The sequence below is a fragment of the Cellulomonas sp. KRMCY2 genome (assembly GCF_000526515.1).
Lineage (GTDB): Bacteria > Actinomycetota > Actinomycetes > Actinomycetales > Cellulomonadaceae > Actinotalea.
In genome coordinates, this window is record NZ_JAGF01000001.1 from 2,185,983 (window position 1) to 2,211,777 (window position 25,795).

The window sequence follows — 25,795 nt, forward strand, 5'->3', positions numbered from 1 at the left end:
CATTACAACATCCGAACAGACAGTGCGGAGTGGCTGTGTACGCAACGGAGCGTCAGCAGGAGATCCTCAGCAAGGCCCGCCTCGACGGTCGTGTCGAGGTCAAGGACCTCGCCGAGACGCTCGACGTGACCCCCGAGACGGTGCGTCGGGACCTGACCCTGCTCGAACGCCGGGGCCTGCTCAGGCGGATGCACGGCGGGGCGATCCCGGTCGAGCGGCTGGGCATCGAGCCCGCGGTCGCGGACCGCGAGGGCCGGATGGCGGGCCAGAAGGAGCGGATCGCCAAGGCCGCCCTCGACGAGCTGCCGGACGGTGGCGCGATCATCCTCGACGCGGGCACGACGACGATCCGGCTCGCCGAGCTGCTGCCCACCGACCGCGAGCTGACGGTCGTGACCCACAGCCTGCCGATCGCGATGCTCCTGGCCACCCGGACCAACATCACCCTGCACCTGCTCGGCGGGACCGTCCGCGGCCGGACCCTCGCCGCCGTCGGCACCTGGGCCGAGCGGGCGATGGCCGACGTGTACGTCGACGTGGCCTTCCTCGGCACCAACGGCATCACCGTCGAGCGGGGCCTGACCACCCCCGACCTCGCTGAGGCCGGTGTCAAGCGGGCGCTCGTGGCCTCCGCCCGCCGGAGCGTCGTGCTGGCCGACCACACCAAGTTCGGCCGCACCGACTTCGCGCAGGTCGCCCCGCTGAGCGCGATCGACACGGTCATCACCGACCTCGACCTCGAGCCCGAGCTCGCCGACGAGATCGAGGCAGCCGGCCCGCGGGTGGTGCGCGCATGATCATCACCGTCACGCTCAACCCGAGCCTCGACCGCACCGTCGAGGTGGACCACCTCGTCCGGGGCGAGGTCCTGCGCGCACGTGGCACGCACCTGCACCCCGGTGGCAAGGGCGTCAACGTCACCCGGGCCCTGCTCGCCAACGGTGTCCCGAGCCGCGCCGTCCTGCCGATCGCCGGCTCGGACGGCCAGCAGCTCGTCGAGCTGCTGGCCGCCGAGCGGGTGGATGCCGTGATCGTGCCGGTCTCCGGGCGGACCCGGTCGAACATCACGATCGCCGAGGGCGACGGCACCGTCACCAAGATCAACGAACCCGGTGCGGCGCTGACGGCCGAGGAGCTGGAGCTCGTGGTCGCGCGCGCGCTGGCCGACTCCCACCCGGGCGGCTGGGTCGTCCTGTGCGGCAGCCTGCCGCCGGGTGTGCCGGCCGACCAGTACGCGCAGATGACGCGCCGGCTCGCCGACGCGGGAGTCCGCGTCGCGGTGGACACCAGCGGTCCCGCACTGGCCTACGCCGTGACCGCGGAACCCGACCTGATCAAGCCGAACGCCGAGGAGCTGGCCGCTGCCGTCGGCCGCCCGCTGTCGTCCCGGGCCGACGTCGTCGCCGCGGCACGACAGCTGCGGGACGCCGGCGCGCGACGCGTGCTCGTGAGTCTCGGCTCGGCCGGCGCCCTGCTCGTGGACGACGACGGCGTCGCCGTCGGGGAGTCGATCGCGCTCACCCCGCGCAGCAGCGTGGGGGCAGGTGACGCCTTCCTCGCGGGGTTCCTGGCGGCCGAGCGGTCCGCCGGGCACGGCCGCGCGGCCCTGGCCACGGCCCTGGCCTGGGGCGCCGCCGCCGTCCAGCTCCCGGGCAGCCAGATGCCCGGACCCGCTGACATCGACCCGGGAGCCGCGCACGTGCTCCCGGCCGAGGATCTCGACGCACGGCTCGACGAGCCGCTCGTCGGCACGGGGTGAACCCCCAGCACACCGGAAATCAGCACCACACCGGAACACAGCACCGAACACACCATCCACCTGGCAACGAAGGAGTTCCAGACATGAGCGACTACACACCTACGGTCACCGGATCGGGGGTGAAGGCCACCGTGCAGCGGTACGGCGGCTACCTCGCCGGCATGGTCATGCCCAACATCGGTGCCTTCATCGCCTGGGGCCTGATCACCGCGATCTTCATCGAGGTGGGCTGGTGGCCGCAGGCCGAGATCGGTGGCTACGGCGACTACACGGCAACCAACCCGGATGTCGGCCTGACCGGCGTCGGCCTGGTCGGACCGATGATCACCTACCTGCTCCCGCTGCTCATCGGCTTCACCGGTGGCCGCATGGTGCACGGCAACCGGGGTGGCGTCGTCGGCGCGATCGCCACGGTCGGCGTCATCGTCGGCACGGGCTCGCCGATGTTCCTCGGCGCCATGCTCATCGGCCCGGCGGCCGCGTGGATCATCAAGAAGATCGACGGCTTCGTCCAGGAGCGCACCAAGCCCGGCTTCGAGATGCTCGTCGACAACTTCACCGCCGGCATCGTCGGCGGCGGTATGGCCATCGCCGGCCTGCTGGCGATCGGCCCCGTCGTCGACACGATCATGGGCTGGGCCGAGTCCGGCGTGAACTTCCTCGTCGAGAACAGCCTGCTGCCGCTCGCCTCGCTCATCATCGAGCCCGGCAAGATCCTGTTCCTCAACAACGCGATCAACCACGGCGTGCTGACCCCGCTCGGTGCGGCGGAGTCCGCGGACGCCGGCAAGTCCATCCTGTTCATGCTCGAGACCAACCCGGGCCCGGGCCTCGGCATCCTGGTCGCGTTCATGTTCTTCGGCCCGCGTCTGATGCGTGCGTCGACCCCGGCCGCGATCATCATCCACTTCTTCGGCGGGATCCACGAGATCTACTTCCCGTACGTCCTGATGAAGCCGCAGCTGGTGGTGGCCGCGATCGCCGGTGGCGCCGCGGGCATCTTCACCAACATCCTGACCGGTGCGGGTCTGGTTGCCTCACCCGCCCCGGGCAGCATCTTCGCCTACATCACGATGTCGCCCCGGGGTGGCCTCCTGCCCGTCCTGCTGAGCGTCGTCGTCGCGACGGTCGTCAGCTTCGTCGTCGCGTCGCTGCTCCTGGGCCTCGGCCGGGGTGCGAAGGCCGAGGCGGAGGCCGAGCAGGCCGAGACCGACCTCGTCGCCGCCCAGGCGGAGGTCGCCGAGCGCAAGGCCGCCTCGAAGGCCGGCGTCACCACGGCGGACGCACCCGCGCCCACCGACACCATCCGCTGATCGATCTCATCCGCTGATCAAGGAGGATCCATGACCACCATCGACGGTTCGACGGTGCACAAGGTCGTCGTCGCGTGCGACGCCGGGATGGGCAGCAGCGTCATGCTGGCCAGCACCGTGCGCAAGCAGCTCGCGAAGCAGGGCGTGACCGTGGAGCACACCTCGATCCAGAACATCCCGCAGGACGCCGACGTCATCCTGACGCACGCCGGCCTGGCCGATCGTGCCCGACGGATCGCCGGAGACACCCCGGTCGTCGCGTTCAACCTGTTCCTCGGCGACCCGGCCGTGACGCGTGTCGTCACGGCCATCCAGAAGGGTCAGACGATCGATGTCGGTTGACCCCTCCGCCCTGCTCGCGCCAGGCGCCATCCGCCTGGCCGAGCGGGCCGCGGACAAGTACGAGGCGATCGAGCTGTGCGGGCAGGCGCTCGTGGACTGCGGGGCCGTCGAGGCCGCCTACGTCCCGGCGATGCGTGCGCGGGAGGACTCGGTCTCGACCTACATCGGCGAGGGCGTGGCGATCCCGCACGCGACCCTCGCCGGCAAGGACGCCGTCCTGCGCGACGCCCTGTGCTTCGTGCGCTTCCCCGACGGCGTGGACTGGGACGGCTCCCAGGTCACCGTCTGCATCGGCATCGCGGCCAAGGGTGACGGCCACGTCGACATCCTCGCCGAGCTCGCGCAGATCCTGCTCGACCCCGAGCGCGCCGCCGCGCTGCGCGCCGCCGAGAGCGCCGAGACGGTGCTCACCATGCTCACCCCCGCTCCGGACGACGATGATCCCGAGCACACCCCTGAAGGAGAACGATGAGAGTCGCACGCTTCCACGCGCCCGGAGACGTCCGTCTGGAGGACGCGCCCGAGCCGTCGCCAGGACCCCGTGAGGTCAAGATCCGGGTCCGTGCCTGCTCGACGTGCGGCACGGACGTGAAGATCTCGAAGTTCGGGCACCAGAACATCAGCCCGCCGCGGGTGATGGGCCACGAGATCGCCGGCGAGGTCGTGGAGACCGGTGCCGAGGTGACCGGCTGGGCCCCTGGTGACCGCGTGCAGGTCATCGCGGCGATCCCGTGCGGTGTCTGTCCCGACTGCACCCACGGCCGGATGACGATCTGTCCCAACCAGGTCTCGATGGGCTACCAGTTCGAGGGCGGGTTCGCCGAGTTCATGGTCGTCCCGGAGAACGTCCTGGCCGTCGACGGCCTCAACCGGATCCCGGAGGGCGTGAGCTTCGCCGAGGCCTCGGTCGCCGAGCCGCTCGCCTGTGCGCTCAACGCCCAGGAGCTCGTCGGGATCAAGCCGGGGGACGACGTCGTCGTCATCGGCTCCGGCCCGATCGGCTGCCTGCACGTGCGGCTCGCCCGATCGTTCGGGGCCGGCCGCGTCTTCCTCGTCGAGCTGAGCCGGGAGCGGCTGGACATGGCCGCGGCGCTCGTCTCGCCGGACGCCGCGATCTGCGCTGCGGACCAGGACCCGGTCGAGGCCGTCCTCGCGCTGACCGAGGGCCGGGGCGCCAACGTGATCATCACCGCAGCGGCCTCCGGCAAGGCCCAGGAGCAGGCGGTGGCGATGGCGACGCGTCAGGGCAGGATCAGCTTCTTCGGCGGTCTGCCCAAGGACAACCCGACGATCACGCTCGACTCGAACCTGGTCCACTACCGCGAGCTGATGATCATCGGCGCGAACGGCTCGAGCCCCGAGCACAACAAGCGGGCGCTCAAGCTCATCGCGGACGGCAAGGTGCCCGTCAACGACCTCATCACGCACCGGCTGCCGCTCGACCAGGTGATCGAGGGCATCGGCATCGTCTCCCGGGGCGAAGCGATCAAGGTCACCATCGAGCCGTAGCAGTCATCCCGCCGTGCCGGACCGCGCGTCCGGCACGGCACCACGAAGGAGTGGACATGGCACAACGCACTGTCGTCGTCGCCTCGCAGGTGGGCCTGCACGCCCGCCCGGCGAAGCTGTTCTCCCAGGCCGCTGCGGCCTCCGGGCTCGGTGTCCGGATCGCCAAGGGGGACGGTCCGCCGGTCGAGGCGGCCAGCATCCTGCGCGTCATGGCGCTGGGTGTGAAGTGCGGCGAGCAGGTCACCCTGACCGCCGAGGGCGACGGCGCCGAGGGTGTCCTGGACGGTCTGGTCGAGCTCCTGGCGACCGACCTCGACGAGGTGAAGCCCGCGTGAGCGGACAGGTGCTCCGCGGGTCCGGGGTCGGGCGCGGTGCCGTGGTGGGTCCGGTCGCCCGGGCCCACCCGGCACCGACGGTCGCGCAGGACGCACCCGCACCGCTGGACGTCGGGGCGGCGACGGCCGAGGTGGAGGCCGCCTTCGCCGCGGTCGCGGCTGCGCTCGAGGTGCGAGCCGAGCAGGCCAGCGGCACGATCGGCGACGTGCTCGGCGCGACCGCCCTGATGGCGGCCGACCCCGAGCTCATCAGCCAGGTCCGGGGCCGGATCGTCGGCGGTCAGGCCGCCGTCGTCGCGGTCGACCGGGCGACTGCCGAGTTCTGCGACCTGTTCGCGGCGGCCGGTGGCTACCTCGCCGAGCGGGTCACCGACCTGCGCAGCGTGCGGGACCGCGTCATCGCCCGGCTGGAGGGGCTGCCCGAGCCGGGCGTCCCGGCCCTGGCCCGCCCGTCGGTGATCGTGGCCGACGACCTGTCCCCGGCGGACACCGCAGCCCTGGAGCTCGACAAGGTGCTCGGCATCGTGATCGAGCAGGGTGGACCGACCGGCCACACCGCGATCATCGCCGGCCAGCTCGGGATCCCGTGCGTCGTGCGGGTCGTGGGTGCGTCAGCGCTGGCCGACGGCATGGAGGTGGCCGTGGACGCCGCGTCGGGCACCGTCACGATCGACCCCGACGACGAGACCCGGTCCCGCGTGGTGGCCCGGCAGGCCGCGCTCGCGACCCTGGCCCAGGAGACCGGACCCGGTGCCACGAGCGACGGGCACCCCGTGCAGCTGCTCGCGAACATCGGGACAGCCGAGGATGCCGAGCGTCTCACCTCGCCGGCCGCCGGTGTGCAGGGCGTCGGGCTGTTCCGCACCGAGGTGCTCTTCCTCGGCCGGACGACGGCGCCGACCCAGGAGGACCAGGCGGTCGTCTACGAACGGGCCCTGCGTGCGCTCGACGGGCGCAAGGTCGTGGTCCGCACCCTCGACGCCGGCGCCGACAAGCCACTGGCCTTCGTCACCCGGGCGGGGGAGGAGAACCCCGCCCTGGGTGTGCGTGGCTTCCGTCTGGTCCGGACCGCGGAGGACCTCCTGCGCACCCAGCTGGCGGCGATCGCCGCGGCCGGGCAGCGCGCGGGGAACCCGCCGTGGGTCATGGCCCCGATGATCGCCACCGTCGAGGAGGCCGCCCAGTTCGCGGCCCTGGCCCGCGAGGTCGGCATCCAGCAGGTCGGTGTGATGGTCGAGATCCCGTCGGCCGCGCTGCGGGCGCGGGACCTGCTGACCGAGGTGGACTTCATCTCGCTCGGCACCAACGACCTCGCCCAGTACACGATGGCGACCGACCGGCTGCTCGGCGAGCTCGTCGACCTGCTCGACCCGTGGCAGCCCGCGGTGCTCGACCTCGTCGCGGCGGCCGCCGGCGCGGGGGTCGAGGCAGCCAAGCCGGTCGGGGTGTGCGGCGAGTCGGCCGCCGACCCGGCGATGGCCCTGGTCCTGGTAGGGCTGGGTGCCACGAGCCTGTCCATGTCGCCGGCCGCAGTGCCGGGCGTGCGCTTCGCCCTGGCTCGGCACACCCTCGCCGGCTGCCAGGAGATCGCGGCCGCGGCGCGATCGGCCCGGACCGCCGGCGCGGCCCGTGCGGCTGCTCTCGGGCTCGTCGACCCCGAGGTTCGCGAGGTGCTCGCGCTGGGCTGACCGCGGGGAGGCATCCGCGCGACGGACGCGCCGACGGGGCTGACCCGCCGGCCGCACGGGTGGGCGGCGTCGGCGGTGCGCCGTACCCTGACCGCCATGGGAAACCCTGCCGACGTCATCGACCCGGAGACCGACCCGCGGGCCACCTGGGTCCTCGAGCCGACGGAGGTCCGGCGGCTGCTCGCGCACGTCGTGGCGTCCCCCGGTGCCGCGACGAACCTGGCGTGCACACCGCTGACCGGGGCCCCGGTCGCTGCCGTCCCGCTGTCCACGGTGGCCGACGTCGCGTCGGCGGTCGCGACGGCCCGGCTCGCGCAGCGGCGCTGGGCGCGGACGCCGATCGCCGAGCGGTGCAGCATCCTGCTCCGGTTCCACGACCTGGTGCTGGACCGGCAGTCGGAGGTCCTGGACCTGATCCAGCTCGAGAACGGCAAGGCGCGCGCGAGCGCCTACGAGGAGGTCGCGGACCTGGCGCTGATCACCCGGCACTACGCGCGCCGGGCGGCCCGGTACCTCGCGCCGCAGCGGGTCGCGGGGCTCGTCCCGGGCCTCACCGGGGTCACCGTGCACCGGCGCCCGCGGGGTGTGGTCGGGGTGATCTCGCCGTGGAACTACCCGCTGAACCTGTCCGTCGGCGAGGCGGTACCGGCACTCGCAGCAGGCAACGCGGTGGTGCTCAGGCCGGACCAGCAGACCATGCTCAGCGCCCTGTGGGGGGTCGACCTGCTGCTCGAGGCCGGTTTGCCGGCCGGTCTGGTGCAGGTCGTCAGCGGCCCCGGCTCCGAGATCGGCGGCGCGCTGGTCGACCAGGTCGACCACCTCGTGCTCACCGGCTCGACAGCCACCGGCCGGGTCGTCGCCCGGGCGGCAGCCGGCCGGCTGGTCCCGACCTCCCTCGAGCTCGGCGGGCACAACGCGCTGTACGTCGCCGACGACGCAGACCCGGCGGTCGCCGCCGAGGGAGTTGTCCGCGCCTGCTTCGCCAACACCGGTCAGCTGTGCGTGTCGATCGAGCGGCTGCTGCTGCACGAGGCCGTCGCCGACGCCGTGCTCGCCGAGCTGATCCCGCGGGTGCGGGCCCTGCGGCTGGGCACCGCCCTCGACTACTCGGCCGACGTCGGCTCGCTCACCTCGGCCGCTCAGCTCGCGCGGGTCACCGAGCACGTCGACGACGCCGTGCGGGGCGGGGCGAGGGTGCTGACCGGCGGGGTGCACCGGGTCGATGTCGGGCCGCTCTTCTACGAGCCGACGCTGCTGGCCGACGTGCCGGAGCAGGCGCTGGTCGCGACGCTGGAGACCTTCGGTCCGGTCGTCGTCGTGACCCGGGTGCGGGACGACGACCATGCGGTCGAGGTCGTCAACGCGAGCGAGTACGGCCTCAACGCGAGCATCTGGACCAGGGACGTGGCGCGTGGTCGGCGGCTGGCGAGCCGGATCGAGACCGGGATGGTCAACATCAACGAGGGGTATGCCGCCGCCTGGGGATCGACCGGTGCCGCGATCGGCGGGGTCAAGTCCTCCGGCTCCGGCCGTCGGCACGGCCCCGAGGGCCTGTGGGCCACCACGTGGTCCCAGACCGTCGCGGTGCAGCGGGGCACCCACCGGGGCCTGGGCCTCGGTCGGCTGTACGCGTTGCCGGCCGAGCGGTGGACCGAGCTGTTCACCGCGGGCCTCCGGCTGATGAAGGCGCTCCGGCTCCCCTGAGCCGCCGGCGCCGCGTCGCGCGCGAGTCAGACCGCGTCGAGCACGACCCGGTCGCGTCCGGCCGCCTTGGCCTCGTACATCAGGGCGTCGGCCCGGGCGGCGAGCTCGGCGACCGGCTCGTCCGGCCGACGTGACGCCGCCCCGATGCTGATCGTGACCCGCAGGCCGGGAGCGACCTCGTCCCACGGGTGGCCCGCGATCTCGCGGCGGATGCGTTCGCAGACGTCGGCGACCCAGGGCGTGCTCGCCGGGTCGGTCAGCAGCACGGCGATCTCCTCCCCGCCGATCCGGGCCACCAGGTCCGTACCGCGGACAGCCGCCCGCACGACCTCGGCGACCCTGCGCAGCACCTCGTCACCGACCGCGTGCGAGAAGTCGTCGTTGACCGCCTTGAAGTGGTCGAGGTCGCCCAGGACGTAGGTCAGCGACTCGTCGGGCAGGGCGGCACGCGCGGCCAGGGCGGTGTCGAAGCCGCGCCGGTTGACCAGCCCGGTCAGGGCGTCGTGGTTGGCGTAGTGGGCGAGCTCGCGGTTGAGCAGCTCGAGCCGTTCGGACCGCAGTCGCTCGGCCTGCGCCGCGACCTGGGCGCGCTCGAGGTCGAGGCGGGAGTTGAGCGCCCGCGCCCGGCGTCCGGCGGCGTCGTCCCGCTGGTCCAGGGTGGCGGTGAGCAGACGTCGGTGCGCGGCCAGCGCCAGCGCGTGCTCGCCGCGCTCCTCGTGGATCTCGACCAGCTCACTGAGCAGCCCGGCGCGCTCGAAGGGCCGCGCGCGGTCATCGCCCAGCGCGAGACCCGCCTCGAGGGCGGTGATCGCGGCATCGGACTCGCCGAGCCGGCGGTGCAGTCGGCCACGGGCTGCAGCAAGACCCAGCCGGAAGTGCGCCGTGCCGACGATGGACTCCATCGCGGTCGCTTCGTCCAGCACGAGCCGGGCCTCCGCGGTCCGGTTCGACGCGATCAGTGCGCGCGCCTCGGTGATCCGGGTCTCGCCCTCGAGGCGGAGGTTGCCGTCGCTGCGCCGCGCAGTCGATGGCGGCGCGCGCCGTGACCAGCGCCAGGTCGGCCACCTCGGCGGCGGTCTGGGGGTCGGTCGCCGCCAGGGCCTCGCTCCGGGCGATGTCCAGCGAGGCGAGGTGGCTCAGGCTCGCGGACTGGCCGTGACTGCTGCCGAGCTCGACGAACATCTCGTGGGCCTCGAGCAGCAGCTCCCGGGCTCGGTCCGGGAAGAGGCCCATCTCCTCGAACGTCACCCCGAGGTTGTTCAGCGACGCCGCGATGCCGAACGCGTCACCGATCTCCCGGCGGATCGCCAACGACTGCTCGAGGTACTCGATGGCAGAGGCATTGTCGCCGAAGCCACTGTGCACGGCGCCGAGCCCGCCGATCACACGGGCCTCCCAGCGCCGGTCCTTGCGGGCGCGGGCCAGGTGGAGCGCGTGCTCCATGGCGGCCATCGCCGCATCGTCCCGGGAGACCAGGTGGTTGGCGAAGCCGATGAAGTACTGGACCTGCAGCTCGGCGTCGGTGTCCCCGGCGGCGCGGGCGGCGGCCAGCGCCGGCCCGCCCGCCTCGAGGCAGGCCAACGGCTCCGCGTTGGCCGTCCGCTCGACGGTCGCGAGCAGATCGGCCAGCTCGGCAGGAGCGCCTGCGCTCTGGCTCACACCCAGATGATCGGCATCCCAGGGCCGACGATGAGCCGATCGATGGTCACACTCCGCTCGCGGCGACCACGTCGAGCGCCTCGCGGGCGATCTCGAGCTCCTCGTTGGTCGGGATGACGAACACCGTGACCTCGGCCCCGTCCGGGGAGATCACGCACTCGGACTTCTTGCGTCCGGCGTTGCGCTCGGCGTCCACGCGGATGCCGAGCCGCTCGAGGCCGGCGAGCGAGTTGATCCGGACGATGTCGTCGTTCTCGCCGATCCCGGCGGTGAACGTGATCGCGTCCACCCGGCCGAGGTGTGCGTAGTAGCTGCCCACGTAGCTCTTGATGCGGTGGAAGTAGACCTCGAGCGCCGTGCGCGCCACCTCGTCACCCGCCGCGACGGCGTCGTGCACGTCGCGCATGTCGGACGAGCCGGACAGCCCCAGCATCCCGGAGCGGCGGTTGAGCAGGTCGTCGAGCTCGTCGGTCGTCATCCCCGCCACCCGCTGCAGGTGGAAGACGACCGCCGGGTCGATGTCGCCGGACCGGGTGCCCATCACGAGGCCCTCGAGCGGGGTCAGGCCCATCGAGGTCTCCACCGACCGGCCACCGCGGACGGCGGTCGCCGAGGCGCCGTTGCCCAGGTGCAGCACGATCACGTTGACGTCGGCGGGGTCCTTGCCGAGCAGCTCCGCGGTACGCCGGGCGACGTAGCGGTGCGAGGTGCCGTGCGCCCCGTAGCGGCGGATCGCGTACGTCTTGGCGATGGTGCGGTCGATCGCGTAGGTGTACGCGGCGGGCGGCAACGTCGTGTGGAAGGACGTGTCGAAGACCGCGACGTGCGGCACCGTCGGGAAGGCGTGCCGCGCGGCGCGGATCCCGTCGAGGTTCGGCGGGTTGTGCAGCGGTGCCAGCGTGGACAGCTCGTCGATCGCGGTCTCGACCGCGTCGTCGACCAGCACCGGGCCGGGGAACCGGTCGCCACCCTGCACCACGCGGTGACCGACAGCGGCGAGGTCCGCGGCCTCGAACTGCGGGCCGTGCGCGGCGAAGAGCGCGAGGATCGTCGCGATCCCCGCCTCGTGGTCGGGGATCGGCTGCTCGAGCGTCGTGGTGCCCGCGGGTCCCTGATGCTTGATCGCGCCCACCGGCTGGCCGATCCGTTCGAGCAGACCGGTGGCGAGCGCCTCACCCGTCTCGACGTCCAGGAGCTGGTACTTGATGGACGACGAGCCGGAGTTGATGACGAGGACCTTCGAGCTCACTGGACTGCTCCTGACTGGACCGCGGGGGTGACCGGTGACACCGGGGAGCCGGACCGGCCCTCGGACGTGGCGAGCTGCTCGGCCAGGGCGAACGCCTGGGCCTGGATCGCGGTGATGGCGACGGTGTTGACGATGTCCTGGACGAGCGCGCCGCGCGACAGGTCGTTGACGGGCTTGCGCAGACCCTGCATGACGGGGCCGATGGCCACCGCACCGGCCGACCGCTGGACCGCCTTGTAGGTGTTGTTGCCCGTGTTGAGGTCCGGGAAGATGAAGACCGTCGCACGGCCGGCGACGCTCGACTCGGGCATCTTCGCCCGGGCGACCGATGCGTCGACGGCGGCGTCGTACTGGATCGGGCCCTCGACGGACAGGTCGGGACGCCGCTGCCGGACCAGGGCCGTCGCGGCCCGCACCTTGTCGACGTCCACACCCGTGCCGGACTCGCCGGTCGAGTACGACAGCATCGCGATCCGCGGCTCGATGCCGAACTGCACAGCCGTCTCCGCCGAGGAGATCGCGATGTCCGCGAGCTGCTCGGCGGTCGGGTCGGGGTTCACGGCGCAGTCGCCGTAGACCAGGACGCGGTCCTCGAGGCACATCAGGAACACGCTCGAGACGATCGAGACGCCCGGCGCGGTCTTGATGATCTCGAAGGCCGGCTTGATCGTGTGCGCGGTGGTGTGCATCGCCCCGGACACCATGCCGTCGGCCAGGCCGAGCTGGACCATCATCGTGCCGAAGTAGGAGACCGAGCCGACGATCTCCTTGGCCCGCTCGACAGTCATGCCCTTGTGCTTGCGCAGCTCGGTGTACTCGAGAGCGAACCGGTCGAACAGCGCACCGTCCTTCGGGTCGACCACCGCGGCGCCGCTGATGTCCAGCCCGAGCTCGGTGGCCCTGGCCCGGATCGTGGTCTCGTTGCCGAGGATGGTCAGCTGGGCGACCTCGCGGCGGAGCAGCGTGCTCGCGGCCCGCAGGATCCGGTCGTCGTTGCCCTCGGGCAGGACGATGTGCTTCCGGTCGTTGCGTGCCCTGTCGAGCAGCTCGTACTCGAACATCAGCGGCGTGACGACGGTGGGGCGGGAGACGTCCAGGCGCGCGAGCAGCGTCGTGCCGTCCACGTGCTTGTCGAAGAGCGCGAGCGCGGTGTCGACCTTGCGCTGGGAGTCGGCCGACAGCCGGCCCCGCGTCGCCGCGGCCCGGCTCGCGGTGCGGAACGTGCCCAGGTCGGTCCGGATGATCGGCAGCCGTTGGCCGAGCCCGTTGACCAGGCGTGCGATCGCCGACGGCGGGTAGAAGCCGCCGTTGAGGATGATGCCGGCCAACGAGGGGAAGCCGTCCGCGGCGTGCGCCATGAGCAGGCCGAGCAGGATGTCCGAGCGGTCGCCGGGCGTGATGATCACTGCGCCGTCGGTGAGCTTCTCGAGCAGGTGCTCGACGGACATCGCGCCCACCAGCAGGTCCAGCGCCTCGCGGGACAGCAGCTCCTCGTCGCCCGCCGCGAGGCGGCCGCCGACGGCCTCCATCAGCGCCCGGACGGTCGGTGCGCTGAGCAGCAGGTCCTCGGGCAGGGACCAGGTCGGCAGGTCGGTGCCCATGGCCGCGCGCACCGTGACGAGCTCCTCCGGGGCGCACCGGTTGGCGACCACGCCGATGACCTCGGCGTGCTGGGTGCGCAGCTCCGAGAGGCACACGTCGACGATCTGACGGACCTCGTCCGGGCGACGACCTGCTCCGCGGACGACCAGCAGCACCGGCGCGCCGAGGTTGACGGCGATCCGCGCGTTGTACGACAGCTCGGTCGGCCCGGCGACGTCGGTGTAGTCGGTCCCGACGATCACCACGACATCGCACTGCCGATCGACCTCGTGGTACCGCGAGACGATGCGGGACAGCGCCGCCTCCGGGTCGGCGTGCACCTCCTCGTAGGTGACGCCCACGCACTGCTCGTAGGTCAGGTCGACCCCGTCGTGCGCGAGCAGGAGCTCCAGGACGTAGTCGTTCTGGTCCGTCGAGCGGGCCACCGGCCGGAAGACGCCGACCCGCAAGGCGCTGCGGGTCAGGAGGTCGAGCACGCCGAGGGCGATCGTCGACTTCCCGGTGTCGCCCTCGGCGGAGGTGATGTAGATGCTGCGTGCCACGTCGGCGCCGTCTCTCTTCGCTATTCGTTGTCGCCCGCGGTCACGGCGGTCGCCGAGACGCGGTTGGCCTGCGGTCCGCCGGTCGCCGTTGCAGTATCTCCTGCATCGGGCCACACCCAGTCGCGGACCTCGGGGAGGTCCTCGCCGTGGTCGCGGGTGTACTGGCGAGCGCGCAGTCGCGCGTCGACCATCTCCTGACGCAGCTCGGCAGCGCGGGTGCCGAGCCCGGGGACCCGGTCGATCACGTCGATCACCAGGTGGAAGCGGTCCAGGTCGTTGAGCATGACCATGTCGAAGGGCGTCGTCGTCGTGCCCTCCTCCTTGTAGCCGCGCACGTGCAGGTTGCTGTGCCCGGTGCGGCGGTAGGTCAGGCGGTGGATCAGCCACGGGTAGCCGTGGTACGCGAAGATGATCGGCTTGTCCGGCGTGAAGATGGTGTCGAACTCGCGGTGGCTCATCCCGTGCGGGTGCTCGTGCTCGTCCTGCAGGCGCATCAGGTCGACGACGTTGACGACCCGGACGTTGAGCTCCGGCAGGTGCTGGCGCAGCAGGTCGGCGGCGGCCAGGACCTCGAGGGTCGGGACGTCGCCGGCGCAGCCGAGCACGACGTCCGGGTCCTCCCCGCGCTTCTCCGTGCCGGCCCACTCCCAGATGCCCAGGCCGCGCGCGCAGTGTGCGATCGCCTCGTCGATGGTCAGGAAGGTCGGAGCGGGCTGCTTGCCGGCCACGACGACGTTGACGTAGTTGCGGCTGGTCAGGATGTGCTCGTAGGTCGCCAGCAGCGTGTTGGCGTCCGGCGGCAGGTACACCCGGACGATCTCGGCCTTCTTGTTGATCACGTGGTCGATGAACCCCGGATCCTGGTGCGAGAAGCCGTTGTGGTCCTGGCGCCAGACGTGCGACGTCAAGAGGTAGTTGAGCGAGGCCAGCGGCCGGCGCCACGGGATGTCGCTGGTCACCTTGAGCCACTTGGCGTGCTGGTTGAACATCGAGTCGATGATGTGGATGAACGCCTCGTAGCAGCTGAACACGCCGTGCCGGCCGGTCAGCAGGTAGCCCTCCAGCCAGCCCTGGCACTGGTGCTCGGACAGCATCTCCATGACGCGCCCGGAGCGGGCCAGGTGCTCGTCCGTCGGCAGCACCTCGGCGTTCCACTGCTTGTCGGTCACCTCGAACACCGCCTGCAGGCGGTTCGACGCCGTCTCGTCCGGCCCGAAGATCCGGAAGTTGTCGGGGTTCGCCGCCACGACGCCGGCCAGGTACTCGCCGAGCACCTTGGTCGCCTCGGCGATCGTCGAGGCGGGCCTCGGGACGTCGACGGCGTAGTCGCGGAAGTCGGGCAGGCGCAGGTCGTGCAGCAGTGCGCCACCGTTGGCATGGGGTGTGGCGCTCATCCGCAGGCGACCGTGGGGTGCGAGCGACGCGATGTCGGCGTCCAGGCGCCCGGTGGCGTCGAAGAGGTCCTGCGGCCGGTAGGACTGCAGCCAGCCCTCGAGCACGTGCAGGTGCTCGTCGGTGTCGCGGGCGCTGGCCAGCGGGACCTGGTGCGAGCGCCACGAGTCCTCGACCTGCTTGCCGTCGATCACCGGCGGGCAGGTCCAGCCCTTCGGGGTGCGCAGGATGATCATGGGCCAACGGGGACGCTCGGTCAGGGTGCCGGCGAGTGCCGCCGCCTTGATCTCGCTGATCTGGTTGAGGCACTCGTCGAGGACCTGCGCCATCCGCTGGTGCACGATCGACGGGTGCTCGCCCTCGAAGCCGCCGGACACGACGTACGGGGTGTGCCCGTAGCCGCGCATGAGCTCGAGCAGCTCGGACTCGGGGATGCGCGCCAGCACCGTCGGGTTGGCGATCTTGTAGCCGTTCAGGTGCAGGATCGGCAGCACGACGCCGTCGTGCAGCGGGTCGAGGAACTTGTTCGAGTGCCAGCTGGTCGCGAGCGGCCCCGTCTCGGCCTCGCCGTCCCCGATCACCGCCGCCACGAGCAGGTCGGGGTTGTCGAACGCGGCGCCGTAGGCGTGCGACAGGGCGTAGCCGAGCTCGCCGCCCTCGTGGATCGAGCCCGGGGTCTCCGGCGCGACGTGGCTCGGGATCCCGCCGGGGAACGAGAACTGGCGGAACAGCTTGCGCATGCCCTCCGAGTCGGTGGTGATGTCCGTGTACACCTCGGAGTACGTGCCGTCGAGGTACGCGTTGGCCACGAGGCCTGGCCCGCCGTGACCCGGCCCGGTGATGTAGAGCGTCGGCTGGCTGCGCTCGCCGATCATCCGGTTGAGGTGCGCGTACAGGAAGTTCAGCCCGGGTGTGGTACCCCAGTGACCGAGCAGACGCGGCTTGACGTGGTCCCGGTGCAGCGTCTCGGCCAGCAGCGGGTTGTCGAGCAGGTAGATCTGGCCCACCGACAGGTAGTTCGCCGCCCGCCACCAGGCGTCGACCCGGTGCAGCGTCGCGTCGTCGAGCGGCGCGACGTCGCGGCTCGGCCACTGAGCGGGACGGTCCAGGACTGAGGTCATCTGACGTGCCTCCTGTGCAACCGATCGCCCGGCGGGCCTGTCCCGCCGCGCACTCCAGGGTGCCGGTCGGCACCCCCAAGACATGGGACGTTTGGCCCCGTGGGGCGTCTGCGACCATGACCAGCAGTCCCGGTGTGACGCAGGACACCACCAGCCCCCATGCCATCACATCGCGACCCGTCGCGCAGCCACCTGGCGGGCGTGACCTTGGGGCGGGCGCCGGTAGCGTTGCGGGCATGAGCCGATCCGCCGGAGGCCGAGAGGTCCCGGCGCACTCGTACCTGCGCACGGCGACCACCCCGCGCATGCTCCTGCTCCTGCTCCTGCTGCTCGGCGCGGCGGCGGTCTGCGCCCGGTTGGGTGTGTGGCAGCTGGACCGGGCCCAGGAGCGGGGTGCGGCCAATGCGCGGACGACGGCAGCGGCGGCCGCCCAGGCGCCGGCTGACCCGCTCACCGAGGTGCTCGAGCCCCAGACGGGCTTCAGTGGTGATCTCGTCGGGCGCAAGGTCGTCACGACCGGCAGCTTCGGTGCGGACGAGCTGTTGGTCAGCGGTCGGGTGCACGACGGCGCGACCGGCTACCTGGTGCTGACGCCGCTGCGTACCCAGGGCCCGGGCGAGCCGGTCCTTGCGGTGGTCCGCGGCTGGGTGGCCGACCCGCAGGCCGCCCGAGCCCTGGACCCTGCGCCGAGCGGGACCGTCCAGGTCACCGGCTACCTGCAGTCCGGCGAGGCGGGCGGTACCGGTGGTCTGCCTGCGGGGCAGGTGGACGCGGTCAGTCCCGCCGAGCTCGTCAACCTCTGGGGCGGGCCGATCTACTCGGGCTACCTGGTGCTGGCCGAGGTCGAGCCCGCCCAGGACGCCGGGTTGGCGCTGCTGCCACCGCCCACGGTGCCCGGCGGCGGCCTCAACCTGCAGAACCTCGCCTACGCGCTGCAGTGGTGGATCTTCGGTGGGTTCGCCGTGCTGCTCTGGGCGCGGATGGTCCGCGACGAGACGCGGGCGGCGATCGAGGAGCTGGATCCGGACGACGGTGTCAGTCCGCCGATCTCGGCGTCGGGCGGCGACGCATCGACTTGACCTGACGGCGCTGCCGCTCGGCCGTCGCCCGACGGGCGCGGGAGGCGCGGCTCGCCGCCGTCGGCCGCCGCGGGGGAGCGGGCGGGCGTAGCGCGTCGTCGACCAGGGCGACCAGGCGGGCGAGCGCCGCCTCACGGTTGCGGAGCTGGGAGCGGTGCTCGGAGGCGGCGATCGTCAGCACGCCGTCGACCAGCCGGTGTCCGAGGTTCGTCAGGAGCCGATCCCGCGAGACGGCGTCGAGGGCGGGGCTGCGGCCCACGTCCCAGGACAGCTCGGCCCGGGAGTCGGCCGTGTTGACCCCTTGCCCGCCCGGACCCTGGGACCGGGAGAAGCGCCAGCCGAGCTCGGCGTCGTCGATGACGACACCGCCGCGCAGCCGCACCGATCCGAACACGGCCACCAGCCTGCCGCTCCGGAGGTCGCCTGCGCCACTCGAGGGCTGCCCGCGCAACCCGTCGGGTGCCGACGCCGATCGGACGTGCGGCACAGTAGGCGCCATGACGATCATCCGGCCCTACCGCCCGGCGGACCGCGACGACGTGTACGACGTGTGCGTGCGCACCGCCGACAGCGGTGCGGACGCGCGTGGGCAGTACACGACCGACGACTTCATGCCTGACGTGTTCGCCGGTCCGTACCTCGCGCTCGAGCCGGAGCTGGCGTTCGTCGCCGAGGACGACGGGCGGGTCGTCGGCTACGTGCTGGGCACGGCGGACACCGCACGCTGGGCCGCTGAGCACCGCGCCCGCTGGCTGCCGACCGTTGCCGACCGGTACCCGCTCGTCGACCAGGCGTCGACGCCGCAGGCCGAGCTCACCGAGCTGCTGCACCACCCGGAGCGCGACGTGCACATCGAGCTCGCGGCCTACCCGGCTCACCTGCACATCGACCTGCTGCCCAGCCACCAGGGCCAGGGTCTCGGCCGGGCGCTCATCCGGACCTTCCTCGCGGCGCTCCGCGAGGCGAGGGTGCCCGCGGTGCACCTGGGGATGACTCCGACCAACACCGCGGCCCGGGCCTTCTACGACCGGCTCGGCTTCCGTGAGCTCCCCCTCCAGGTGCCGGGCGTGACCTACCTCGGTGCACCGACGGACCTGGCGGTCTGACCCGGACCGACCGACCTGGCGGTCTGACCCGGCTCGGCCGACCTGGCGGTGTGGACCGCCCGGTCGGCCAGGCCGACAGCTACTCGCGCTGCCAGGAACGCCAGAGGTCGGCGTAGTCCCCGCCGGCCGCGACGAGCTCGTCGTGCGAACCGATCTCGGTGATCCGTCCGCCGTCGACCACAGCCACCCGGTCGGCGTCGTGCGCGGTGTGCAGCCGGTGCGCGATGGCCACCACGGTGCGCCCGGTGAGCACCGCGGACAGCGACCGCTCGAGGTGCCGGGCCGCGCGCGGGTCGAGCAACGAGGTCGCCTCGTCCAGGACCAGCGTGTGCGGGTCGAGCAGGACCAGGCGGGCGAGCGCGATCTGCTGGGCCTGCGCCGGGCTCAGGTTCAGGCCGCCCGAGCCGACCTCGGTCGCCAGCCCGTCCGGCAGCGCCTCGACCCAGTCCCACGCGTCCACCGCTGCCAGCGCGCGCCGGAGCTCGTCGTCGTCGGCCGCGCTCTTGGCCAGACGCAGGTTCTGCTCGATCGTCCCGACGAAGACGTGGTGCTCCTGGGTGACCAGGGCGACGTGCCCGCGCAGCGCCTCGAGCGGCAGGTCGACGAGCGGGACGCCGCCGACCGTCACCTGGCCGCCGGTCGGCGGGTGGATGCCCGCGAGCATGCGCCCGAGGGTCGACTTGCCGGCCCCCGAGGGTCCGACGACGGCGAGACGCTCGCCCACCCGGAGGTCGAGGCCCACCGAGTGCAGGACGTCGTGACCCTCGCGGTAGGCGTACCGCACGTCGGTCGCGACGACGTGCTCGTCGGTCGGCAGGACGTCGCCGACCTCGCGGTCCGGTGGGACCGACTCGATGCCGATGATCCGTGCGAGCGAGGTCGCGCCCACCTGGATCTCGTCGAGCCAGAAGATCAGCTCGCCGATCGGGTGGACCACCTGGACGGCGTACAGGGCGATCGTCGTGACCGCACCGATCGTGACGTCGCCGGTGGAGATCAGGTACGCGCCCCAGGCGACGACGCCGATGATCGGCAGGACGAACGACAGGTCGACGCCGGGGAACAGGATGCTCCGCAGGCGCAGCGTGTACGTCTCGGCCGCGAAGGCCTCGCGGAGGTCCGCGTCGATGCGCTCGCGGCGGCGCAGGCCGAGGCCCAGGGCGTCGACCGTCCGGGCGCCCTCGACCGACTCCGTGATGGTGCCGTTGAGCGCTGCGTAGGCGGCCGACTCGCGCAGGTAGCCGGCCGGGGCGCGCTTGAGGTACCAGCGCGTCGTGCCCACCAGGAGCGGGACGCCGACGAGCATGCCGATCGCCACGAGGCTGCTGACCGCGAAGGCGGCGACCAGGGTGAGCGCGATCGTCGCGGTGGTCACGAGGATCCGGGGGATGCCGAAGCGCACGCTGTGCTGCACCCGGTCGATGTCGTTGGTCGTGCGACCGACGAGGTCGCCGGTGCCGGCGCGCTCGACCGTCGAGAGCGGCAGCCGGGTGACTGTCTCGATGAACTGCTCGCGCAGCTCGGCGAAGATCGACTCGCCCAGGATCATGGCGGACCGCTGGGCGTAGCGGATCAGCACGGTCTGCGCGAGCACGGCGACCACCAGGAAGACCACCGCCTGGTCGACGAACGACGTCGTGGTGCCCTGGGCCACGGCGTCGACCATGCGACCAAGCAGCCACGGACCGGCCAGGCCGGCGGTCGCGGCGAGCGTGTGCAGGGCGAGGACCTGGCCGAACCCTCGTCGGTGCCGACGCAGCAGCCGCCCGGTGTGGGTGCGCAGCGTGGCGCCGTCAGCGATGGGCAGCTTCATGGAGGTCCTCCTCTCGTTCGCGCGGTGCGTCGGCCCTGTCGGCCCCTTCGGTGCTGGCTGTGCTCGCGGTGCTCTCGGTGCTGTCTGCCGCCGCCCGGCTCACGACGGCCCGGTACCGGGCTGCGCTCGCGTCGCCGCTGTCGAGCAGGCTCCGGTGCGTGCCGCGGGCCTGCACGACGCCGCCGTCGACCAGGACGACCTCGTCGACCCGGTCGAGGACCAGCGGGCTCGCGGTGACGATCACTGTCGTGCGTCCGGCCCGTGCGGCGGCCAGTCGCAGGGCGATCCGCGCCTCGGTGTGCGCGTCCACGGCACTGGTCGGCTCGACGAGCACGAGGATCTCCGGCTCGGTCAGCAGGGCACGCGCCAGGGCGACCCGCTGGCGCTGGCCACCCGAGAACGACCTGCCCTTCTCGGCGACCTCACCCTCGAGCCCGCCGGGCAGCGAGTCGAGCACGTCAGCGGCGTCGGCGACGTCGAGCGCGCGCATCAGCGCGTCGGTGCCGGCGCGGTCGCGCACCGCGAGCTCGTCCCGCAGCACCCCGGTGAACAGCTGCGGGGTGGACTCCGCGACGACGATGCGGCGCCGCACCTCGGCCAGGCCGAGCTCACCGAGCGGCACCCCGCCGAGCCGCACGCGATCGGCGGCGTCGGCGTGCTCGCCGCCGAGCAGCCCGATCCGGGTCGCGATGTGCGCCGTCTCGTCCGGGTCCGCACTGACCAGAGCGGTCACCTGCCCGGACCGGACGACCAGCCCGGTGACCTCGTCGACGAGATCGGCGCCGGACGGGACGGTGGGACGGCGCAGGGCCCGCTCCATCGCGCCGTCGACGTGCGCCGGGTTGAGCGGGTCACGGTCGGCCCCGGTGATGGGCACGCGCAGCACGCGCAGGATCTTGCGCACCCCCACGAGGGCGCGCGAGACGACCTGCACGGCCTGCGTCGCAGCGGTCAGCGGCTCGGTCAGGAACGCCGCGTACCCGTAGAACGTGACCAGCTGCCCGGGGGAGATCTCACCGACGATGGCGAGCCGCGCGCCGAACCAGACGACGGCCGCGAGGAACAGTCCGGGCAGCAGGGTCTGCAGGGCGTCGAGCAGGGACTGGGTCTGCGCGACCCGCACCCCGGCGTGCCGCACCGTCTGCGACTGCTCGCGGTAGCGCGCGACGAAGACGTCCTCGCCGCCGATCCCGCGCAGGATGCGCAGCCCGGAGACCGTGTCCGCGCCGAGCGTCGTCAGGCGACCGGAGGCCTCGCGCTGGGCGGCCTGACGGCGCTGCAGCGGCTTGACCAGCAACGCGAGGATGCCCGCGACGAGCGGCAGGCCGACCAGCACGGCCACCCCGAGCGTCACCGAGCTGTCCAGCAGCAGGAACGCCACGACGACGTAGGCCACGACCCCGCCGACGAAGCGCGCGGCGACGAAGAAGACCTCGCCGACGCGCAGCGAGTCGGACGCCACGGTGGAGACGACCTCGCCGGTCGGCAGCTCCGCGGTGACGGCGTCCCCGGTCCGGCTCACGTGGTACCCGACGAGCTGGGAGGTGCGGAAGGCCGCTCGCAGCCAGCTCTCCACGTCGAGCCGGTGCCCCAGGACGTTGGCACCGGCCTGGACGAGGCCGGCGGCGAGCAGGAGCAGGCAGCCCGTCAGCAGCGTGCGCGAGAGGCCCTGCGCGAGGCCGTCGTCGACCAGCCGACCGAGCAGGTAGGGCATGGCGGCCTGCGTCACGGCCGTGACGATCCCCGTCGCGGCGCTGCCGAGCATCAGCCAGCCCTGGCACCGCGCGACCCACAGCAGGTAGGCCGGCGCAGACGTCAGCGGAGGGACGCCGGGATGGGGTTGCGGCAGGGGACGCACGAGGGGCAACGGTACGGGTGCGGACCGACACCGGACGACCTGTTTTGTGCGGGAGGATGGGCCGGCACGAGGGTGCGGCCACGCGGTCGCACCACGACACAGGAGGCTCGACGTGGCTGACAAGAGCTGGACGACCAAGGCGGCCGGTGCGCTGCAGCGCTACCGCGTGATGGCCTGGGTCACGGGTGGGATGCTGCTCGTCCTGTGCCTGGAGATGGCCGTCAGGTACGGCCTGCGGCCCGGGTCGGGCGTGCTCCGCTGGATCGAGTGGATCCCGTTCGCGCACGGGTGGATCTACGTGGTCTACCTCGTCACCGTGATCGACCTCTGGTCGACGATGCGGTGGCGTCTCGGTCGGCTGGCCGCGATGGTGCTCGGCGGTGTCGTGCCGGTGATGTCCTTCGTCGTCGAGCGGCGCGTGCACGTCGAGGGCGAGGCGCAGATCTCCGCCGGGCACCCGGTGCGCTCGGCTGCGGCGTCGGCGCGCGACGGTGGCCGCGGCTGACGGATGGACACCACGGGCCCGGCCGTCGAGAGCCTCACTAGACTCGTGCCGTGACCGACTCCCAGCCGCAGCCCGTCATCGGCCCCGCCGGCCCCGTCATCGTCGTCGACCTCGGCGCCCAGTACGCGCAGCTGATCGCGCGCCGCGTGCGTGAGGCGCGGGTCTACTCCGAGATCGTGCCGCACACGTGGTCGGTCGAGCAGATCATGGCCAGGAAGCCGTCCGCGGTGATCCTCTCCGGTGGGCCGGCGAGCGTGTACGCGCCGGGCGCGCCGGCCGTGGACGCAGCGTTGTTCGCCGCTGGGGTGCCCGTGCTGGGCATCTGCTACGGCTTCCAGGCGATGGCCCGCGCCCTGGGCGGGACGGTGGCCGAGACCGGCGTCCGCGAGTACGGCGGCACGCATGTGGACGTCCGCGAGCCGGGGGTCCTGCTCACCGGCTCGCCCACCGCGCAGTCGGTCTGGATGAGCCACGGCGACGCCGTGCACGCGGCGCCCGAAGGGTTCACCGTGCTGGCCACCTCGGCCGGGTCGCCGGTCGCGGCCTTCGAGGACCGGGACCGCCGACTGTTCGGCATGCAGTGGCACCCCGAGGTCAAGCACTCGCCGCTCGGCCAGCACGCGCTGGAGAACTTCCTGTTCCGGGGCGCCGGTCTTCGGCCGACCTGGACGGCGGGCAGCGTGATCGCCGAGCAGGTCGAGGCGATCCGGGCGCAGGTCGGCGGTGCGCGCATCATCTGCGGGCTCTCCGGCGGCGTCGACTCGGCCGTCGCGGCAGCCCTCGTGCAGCGCGCCGTCGGCGAGCAGCTGACCTGCGTCTTCGTCGACCACGGCCTGCTGCGCCAGGGCGAGGCGGAGCAGGTCGAGACCGACTTCGTCGCGGCGACCGGCGTCCAGCTCAAGGTCGTGGACGCGCGCGAGCGCTTCCTGACCGCGCTCGCCGACGTCACGGACCCGGAGACCAAGCGCAAGATCATCGGCCGGGAGTTCATCCGTGTCTTCGAGGCCGCGGCCCGTGAGGTCGTCCAGGAGAGCGGCGCGCACGGCGAGGAGGTGCGCTTCCTCGTGCAGGGCACGCTCTACCCGGACGTGGTCGAGTCCGGTGGGGGCGAGGGTGCCGCGAACATCAAGTCGCACCACAACGTCGGCGGCCTGCCGGACGACCTGCAGTTCGAGCTCGTCGAGCCGTTGCGGGCGCTGTTCAAGGACGAGGTGCGCGCCGTCGGTCTCGAGCTGGGGCTGCCGGACGCCATCGTGTGGCGTCAGCCGTTCCCGGGTCCCGGGCTGGGCATCCGGATCATCGGGGCGGTCACCGCCGAGCGGCTCGCCGTGCTGCGTTCGGCCGACGCGATCGCGCGCGCGGAGCTGAGCCGCGCCGGTCTGGACCGGCAGATCTGGCAGTGCCCGGTCGTGCTGCTCGCCGATGTCTGGTCGGTCGGCGTCCAGGGCGACGGCCGCACCTACGGCCATCCCGTCGTGCTGCGGCCGGTGAGCTCGGAGGACGCGATGACGGCCGACTGGACGCGGGTGCCCTACGACGTGCTGGCGAAGATCTCCACCCGGATCACCAACGAGGTGCCGGAGATCAACCGGGTGACCCTCGACGTGACGAGCAAGCCGCCGGGCACCATCGAGTGGGAGTGACGCGGCGAGCGGGAGGCGTACGGCGAGCCGGCGTCACGCGGCGCACGGGCCGACCGGGCGAGCACCGCTGTCAGCGGGTCGGTGTCCGCTGGCGCTTGTCGGAGTACATGGTGGTGTCGGCGGCCGTCAGCAGCTGATCGGCGCTGATCCGGTCCCCCGGGTGCGCCGCTGCGACGCCGATGCTCATCCGGACCGGCACCGACACGTCACCGAAGCGCACCGGCTCGGCGAGGGCCTGCTCGATCCGCAGCGCCGCCGCGGGTCCCGTCACGGCAGGATCGCCCTCGACCACGAGGACGAACTCGTCCCCGCCGAACCGGGCCACCAGGTCGCCGGGACGCACGGATGAGCGAAGCCGTCGGGCGACATCGGCGAGCAGCTCGTCACCCGTGTGGTGCCCGTACGCGTCGTTGATCTCCTTGAAGCAGTCGAGGTCGCAGAAGATGGCCACGACCCCCGCCGTCTCGCCGCGGTTCATCCGCTCGAGGGCGTCCGCCACATGGGCGTCGAGGGTCCGTCGGTTGGGCAGACCGGTGAGCTCGTCGTGCCCGGCCAGGTGCTCGAGCCGCTGCTCCGCCGCGGCGTACAGCCGGGCGAGCTGCGAGATGCGCGCCAGCACGAGGGGGATCAGGACGAGGCTGCCGACGCCGACCAGCACCCCGTCGACCGGCACGCCCACGAGGTGCTGCGTGAGGGCGATCACGGGTCCGATGCCCAGGGCGGTTCCGAGGCACACGAGCTTGACCGGCGTGATCCGGTTGCTGGGTCCTGCGGTCGTCGCGACCAGGGTCGCCGCGCTCGGGTGCAGGGCCGCTGCCCCGACGCCGCAGAACGCGATGATCCAGAACGGGGCCACCCACCAGGCGCCCTCGGGATGCGAGGGCGAGCTCGTGAGCTCCCGCGCGACGCTGCCGACGATGCTCGACGCCACGGCGACGAGCAGGTACTCCAAGGACGGGTTGCGTGCTCGGGCCGCGGACAGGACGCTGCTCAGCGCCCCGGCCGTCGCGCTGAGCAGGACGACGGCGGCCATCGTCCGCATCCGGGTGGCGGTCGGCAGGGCGAGCCGCTCGAGATAGGGACCGAGCAGCATCGCCCAGAGCAGGAAGGCCGCGCTCATCGTGAAGATCGTCGAGTCGACGGTCACGCCGACGTTGCGGCGCGACGGCCGGTACGCGAGCATGACCGCGCCGATGAGGAAGAGCAGGTACCCGGTCGGCATGGCGAACGCGATGATCGGGCCTGTGGGCGGTCTGCCCAGGCCGTGAACCATGATCATCCACTGCACGCTGTAGACCCAGAGGATGAGCAGCCCGGCCAGCACGAACCGCCACGGGTGGGGGTTGCCCAGCCGGTGCCGGGCGAGCGCCGTGCACAGGACGACGATCGGCAGCACGGCGGCGACCGAGGACACGAGATCGCGCGTGAGCCCGTCGGTGAGCAGGTGCGCGGGCACCAGGATGAGGACGGCACACAGGAGTGCCGAGTTCGCGCCCTGTCGGGCCCACCGCGTCATACCTGTTCTATCGGCGTGTGGAGAGAATCCCTGAGGCGCTCTCGGGGCGCGGTGCGGCCG

At 72.5% G+C, this 25,795-nt stretch carries 22 protein-coding genes; 13 read left to right on the forward strand and 9 right to left on the reverse strand.

The features are described 5' to 3' along the window. Positions 1–35: 35 nt before the first annotated feature. The 9 genes from K415_RS0110615 to K415_RS0110655 all read left to right on the forward strand — a co-directional run bounded on the left by K415_RS0110615 (position 36) and on the right by K415_RS0110655 (position 8,650). Positions 36–797, forward strand: coding sequence for a DeoR/GlpR family DNA-binding transcription regulator (locus tag K415_RS0110615; RefSeq protein ID WP_024287030.1), 762 nt, complete (start codon positions 36–38; stop codon positions 795–797). Next, complete coding sequence (pfkB, locus tag K415_RS0110620) at positions 794–1,759, forward strand: 1-phosphofructokinase (RefSeq protein ID WP_024287031.1); 966 nt, start codon at positions 794–796, stop codon at positions 1,757–1,759. The genes K415_RS0110615 and pfkB overlap by 4 nt, the downstream gene beginning before the upstream one ends. A gap of 83 nt (positions 1,760–1,842) precedes the next feature. Beyond that, a complete protein-coding gene (locus tag K415_RS0110625) occupies positions 1,843–3,072 on the forward strand; it encodes a PTS mannitol transporter subunit IICB (protein ID WP_024287032.1) in 1,230 nt (409 codons plus the stop codon). Between the two features lie 30 nt (positions 3,073–3,102). After that, the gene (locus K415_RS24640) at positions 3,103–3,414 is read left to right on the forward strand and encodes a PTS lactose transporter subunit IIB (protein ID WP_024287033.1); all 312 of its coding nucleotides are present in this window, start codon (positions 3,103–3,105) and stop codon (positions 3,412–3,414) included. After that, the gene (locus tag K415_RS0110635; protein WP_024287034.1) at positions 3,404–3,886 is read left to right on the forward strand and encodes a PTS sugar transporter subunit IIA; all 483 of its coding nucleotides are present in this window, start codon (positions 3,404–3,406) and stop codon (positions 3,884–3,886) included. The genes K415_RS24640 and K415_RS0110635 overlap by 11 nt, the downstream gene beginning before the upstream one ends. Continuing rightward, the gene (locus K415_RS0110640; RefSeq protein ID WP_024287035.1) at positions 3,883–4,923 is read left to right on the forward strand and encodes a zinc-dependent dehydrogenase; all 1,041 of its coding nucleotides are present in this window, start codon (positions 3,883–3,885) and stop codon (positions 4,921–4,923) included. Before K415_RS0110635 ends, K415_RS0110640 begins: the two co-directional genes overlap by 4 nt. 56 nt (positions 4,924–4,979) lie before the next feature. Next, complete coding sequence (locus K415_RS0110645; protein WP_024287036.1) at positions 4,980–5,258, forward strand: HPr family phosphocarrier protein; 279 nt, start codon at positions 4,980–4,982, stop codon at positions 5,256–5,258. Beyond that, positions 5,255–6,946, forward strand: coding sequence for a phosphoenolpyruvate--protein phosphotransferase (gene ptsP / locus K415_RS0110650; RefSeq protein ID WP_024287037.1), 1,692 nt, complete (start codon positions 5,255–5,257; stop codon positions 6,944–6,946). The genes K415_RS0110645 and ptsP overlap by 4 nt, the downstream gene beginning before the upstream one ends. A 96-nt stretch (positions 6,947–7,042) precedes the next feature. Next, entirely contained in the window at positions 7,043–8,650 is a 1,608-nt protein-coding gene (locus tag K415_RS0110655; RefSeq protein WP_024287038.1) for a succinic semialdehyde dehydrogenase, read from the forward strand. A gap of 26 nt (positions 8,651–8,676) precedes the next feature. Here the strand turns inward: K415_RS0110655 and K415_RS23480 are convergent, their stop codons facing one another. Genes K415_RS23480 through K415_RS0110680 form a run of 5 tightly spaced genes read right to left on the reverse strand, consistent with a single transcriptional unit; the run spans position 8,677 to position 16,215 of the window. Continuing rightward, positions 8,677–9,519, reverse strand: a complete 843-nt coding sequence (locus tag K415_RS23480) for a GGDEF domain-containing protein (RefSeq protein WP_231494986.1) — start codon at positions 9,517–9,519, stop codon at positions 8,677–8,679. Next, positions 9,422–10,309: a tetratricopeptide repeat protein gene (locus tag K415_RS24645; RefSeq protein ID WP_024287040.1), complete on the reverse strand. Its 888-nt coding sequence runs from the start codon at positions 10,307–10,309 to the stop codon at positions 9,422–9,424. Before K415_RS24645 ends, K415_RS23480 begins: the two co-directional genes overlap by 98 nt. Before the next feature lie 46 nt (positions 10,310–10,355). Then, positions 10,356–11,558 carry an acetate/propionate family kinase gene (locus K415_RS0110670; protein WP_024287041.1) on the reverse strand — a complete coding sequence of 401 codons (1,203 nt, stop codon included), beginning with the start codon at positions 11,556–11,558 and terminating at the stop codon, positions 10,356–10,358. Next, on the reverse strand, positions 11,555–13,702 hold the full coding sequence (gene pta, locus K415_RS0110675; RefSeq protein WP_024287042.1) for a phosphate acetyltransferase: 2,148 nt from the start codon (positions 13,700–13,702) through the stop codon (positions 11,555–11,557). Before pta ends, K415_RS0110670 begins: the two co-directional genes overlap by 4 nt. 20 nt (positions 13,703–13,722) lie before the next feature. Continuing rightward, positions 13,723–16,215: a phosphoketolase gene (locus K415_RS0110680; protein WP_024287043.1), complete on the reverse strand. Its 2,493-nt coding sequence runs from the start codon at positions 16,213–16,215 to the stop codon at positions 13,723–13,725. Between the two features lie 236 nt (positions 16,216–16,451). Between K415_RS0110680 and K415_RS0110685 the strand changes: the two genes are divergently transcribed. Beyond that, positions 16,452–17,294 (forward strand): SURF1 family protein, encoded by an 843-nt coding sequence (locus K415_RS0110685; RefSeq protein ID WP_024287044.1) that lies wholly within the window; start codon positions 16,452–16,454, stop codon positions 17,292–17,294. Here K415_RS0110685 and arfB read toward each other — a convergent pair. Further along, complete coding sequence (gene arfB, locus K415_RS0110690; RefSeq protein ID WP_231494869.1) at positions 17,251–17,688, reverse strand: alternative ribosome rescue aminoacyl-tRNA hydrolase ArfB; 438 nt, start codon at positions 17,686–17,688, stop codon at positions 17,251–17,253. The two genes, K415_RS0110685 and arfB, sit on opposite strands and share 44 nt — an antisense overlap. 103 nt (positions 17,689–17,791) lie before the next feature. On the opposite strand from arfB, the gene K415_RS0110695 reads away from it, so the two are divergent. Next, positions 17,792–18,400: a GNAT family N-acetyltransferase gene (locus tag K415_RS0110695; RefSeq protein ID WP_024287046.1), complete on the forward strand. Its 609-nt coding sequence runs from the start codon at positions 17,792–17,794 to the stop codon at positions 18,398–18,400. Positions 18,401–18,479: 79 nt separating this feature from the next. Here K415_RS0110695 and K415_RS0110700 read toward each other — a convergent pair whose 3' ends face one another. Together K415_RS0110700 and K415_RS0110705 are read right to left on the reverse strand one after the other, a co-directional pair. Next, a complete protein-coding gene (locus tag K415_RS0110700; RefSeq protein ID WP_024287047.1) occupies positions 18,480–20,213 on the reverse strand; it encodes an ABC transporter ATP-binding protein in 1,734 nt (577 codons plus the stop codon). Then, positions 20,194–22,071, reverse strand: coding sequence for an ABC transporter ATP-binding protein (locus K415_RS0110705; RefSeq protein ID WP_024287048.1), 1,878 nt, complete (start codon positions 22,069–22,071; stop codon positions 20,194–20,196). Before K415_RS0110705 ends, K415_RS0110700 begins: the two co-directional genes overlap by 20 nt. A gap of 169 nt (positions 22,072–22,240) precedes the next feature. On the opposite strand from K415_RS0110705, the gene K415_RS0110710 reads away from it, so the two are divergent. After that, the gene (locus K415_RS0110710) at positions 22,241–22,576 is read left to right on the forward strand and encodes a DUF3817 domain-containing protein (protein ID WP_081785219.1); all 336 of its coding nucleotides are present in this window, start codon (positions 22,241–22,243) and stop codon (positions 22,574–22,576) included. A 50-nt stretch (positions 22,577–22,626) separates the two neighbouring features. After that, positions 22,627–24,219 carry a glutamine-hydrolyzing GMP synthase gene (guaA, locus tag K415_RS0110715; RefSeq protein ID WP_024287050.1) on the forward strand — a complete coding sequence of 531 codons (1,593 nt, stop codon included), beginning with the start codon at positions 22,627–22,629 and terminating at the stop codon, positions 24,217–24,219. A gap of 70 nt (positions 24,220–24,289) precedes the next feature. On the opposite strand, the gene K415_RS0110720 is transcribed toward guaA, so the two are convergent. Next, positions 24,290–25,735 carry a GGDEF domain-containing protein gene (locus tag K415_RS0110720; RefSeq protein WP_024287051.1) on the reverse strand — a complete coding sequence of 482 codons (1,446 nt, stop codon included), beginning with the start codon at positions 25,733–25,735 and terminating at the stop codon, positions 24,290–24,292. Positions 25,736–25,795 lie beyond the last annotated feature (60 nt).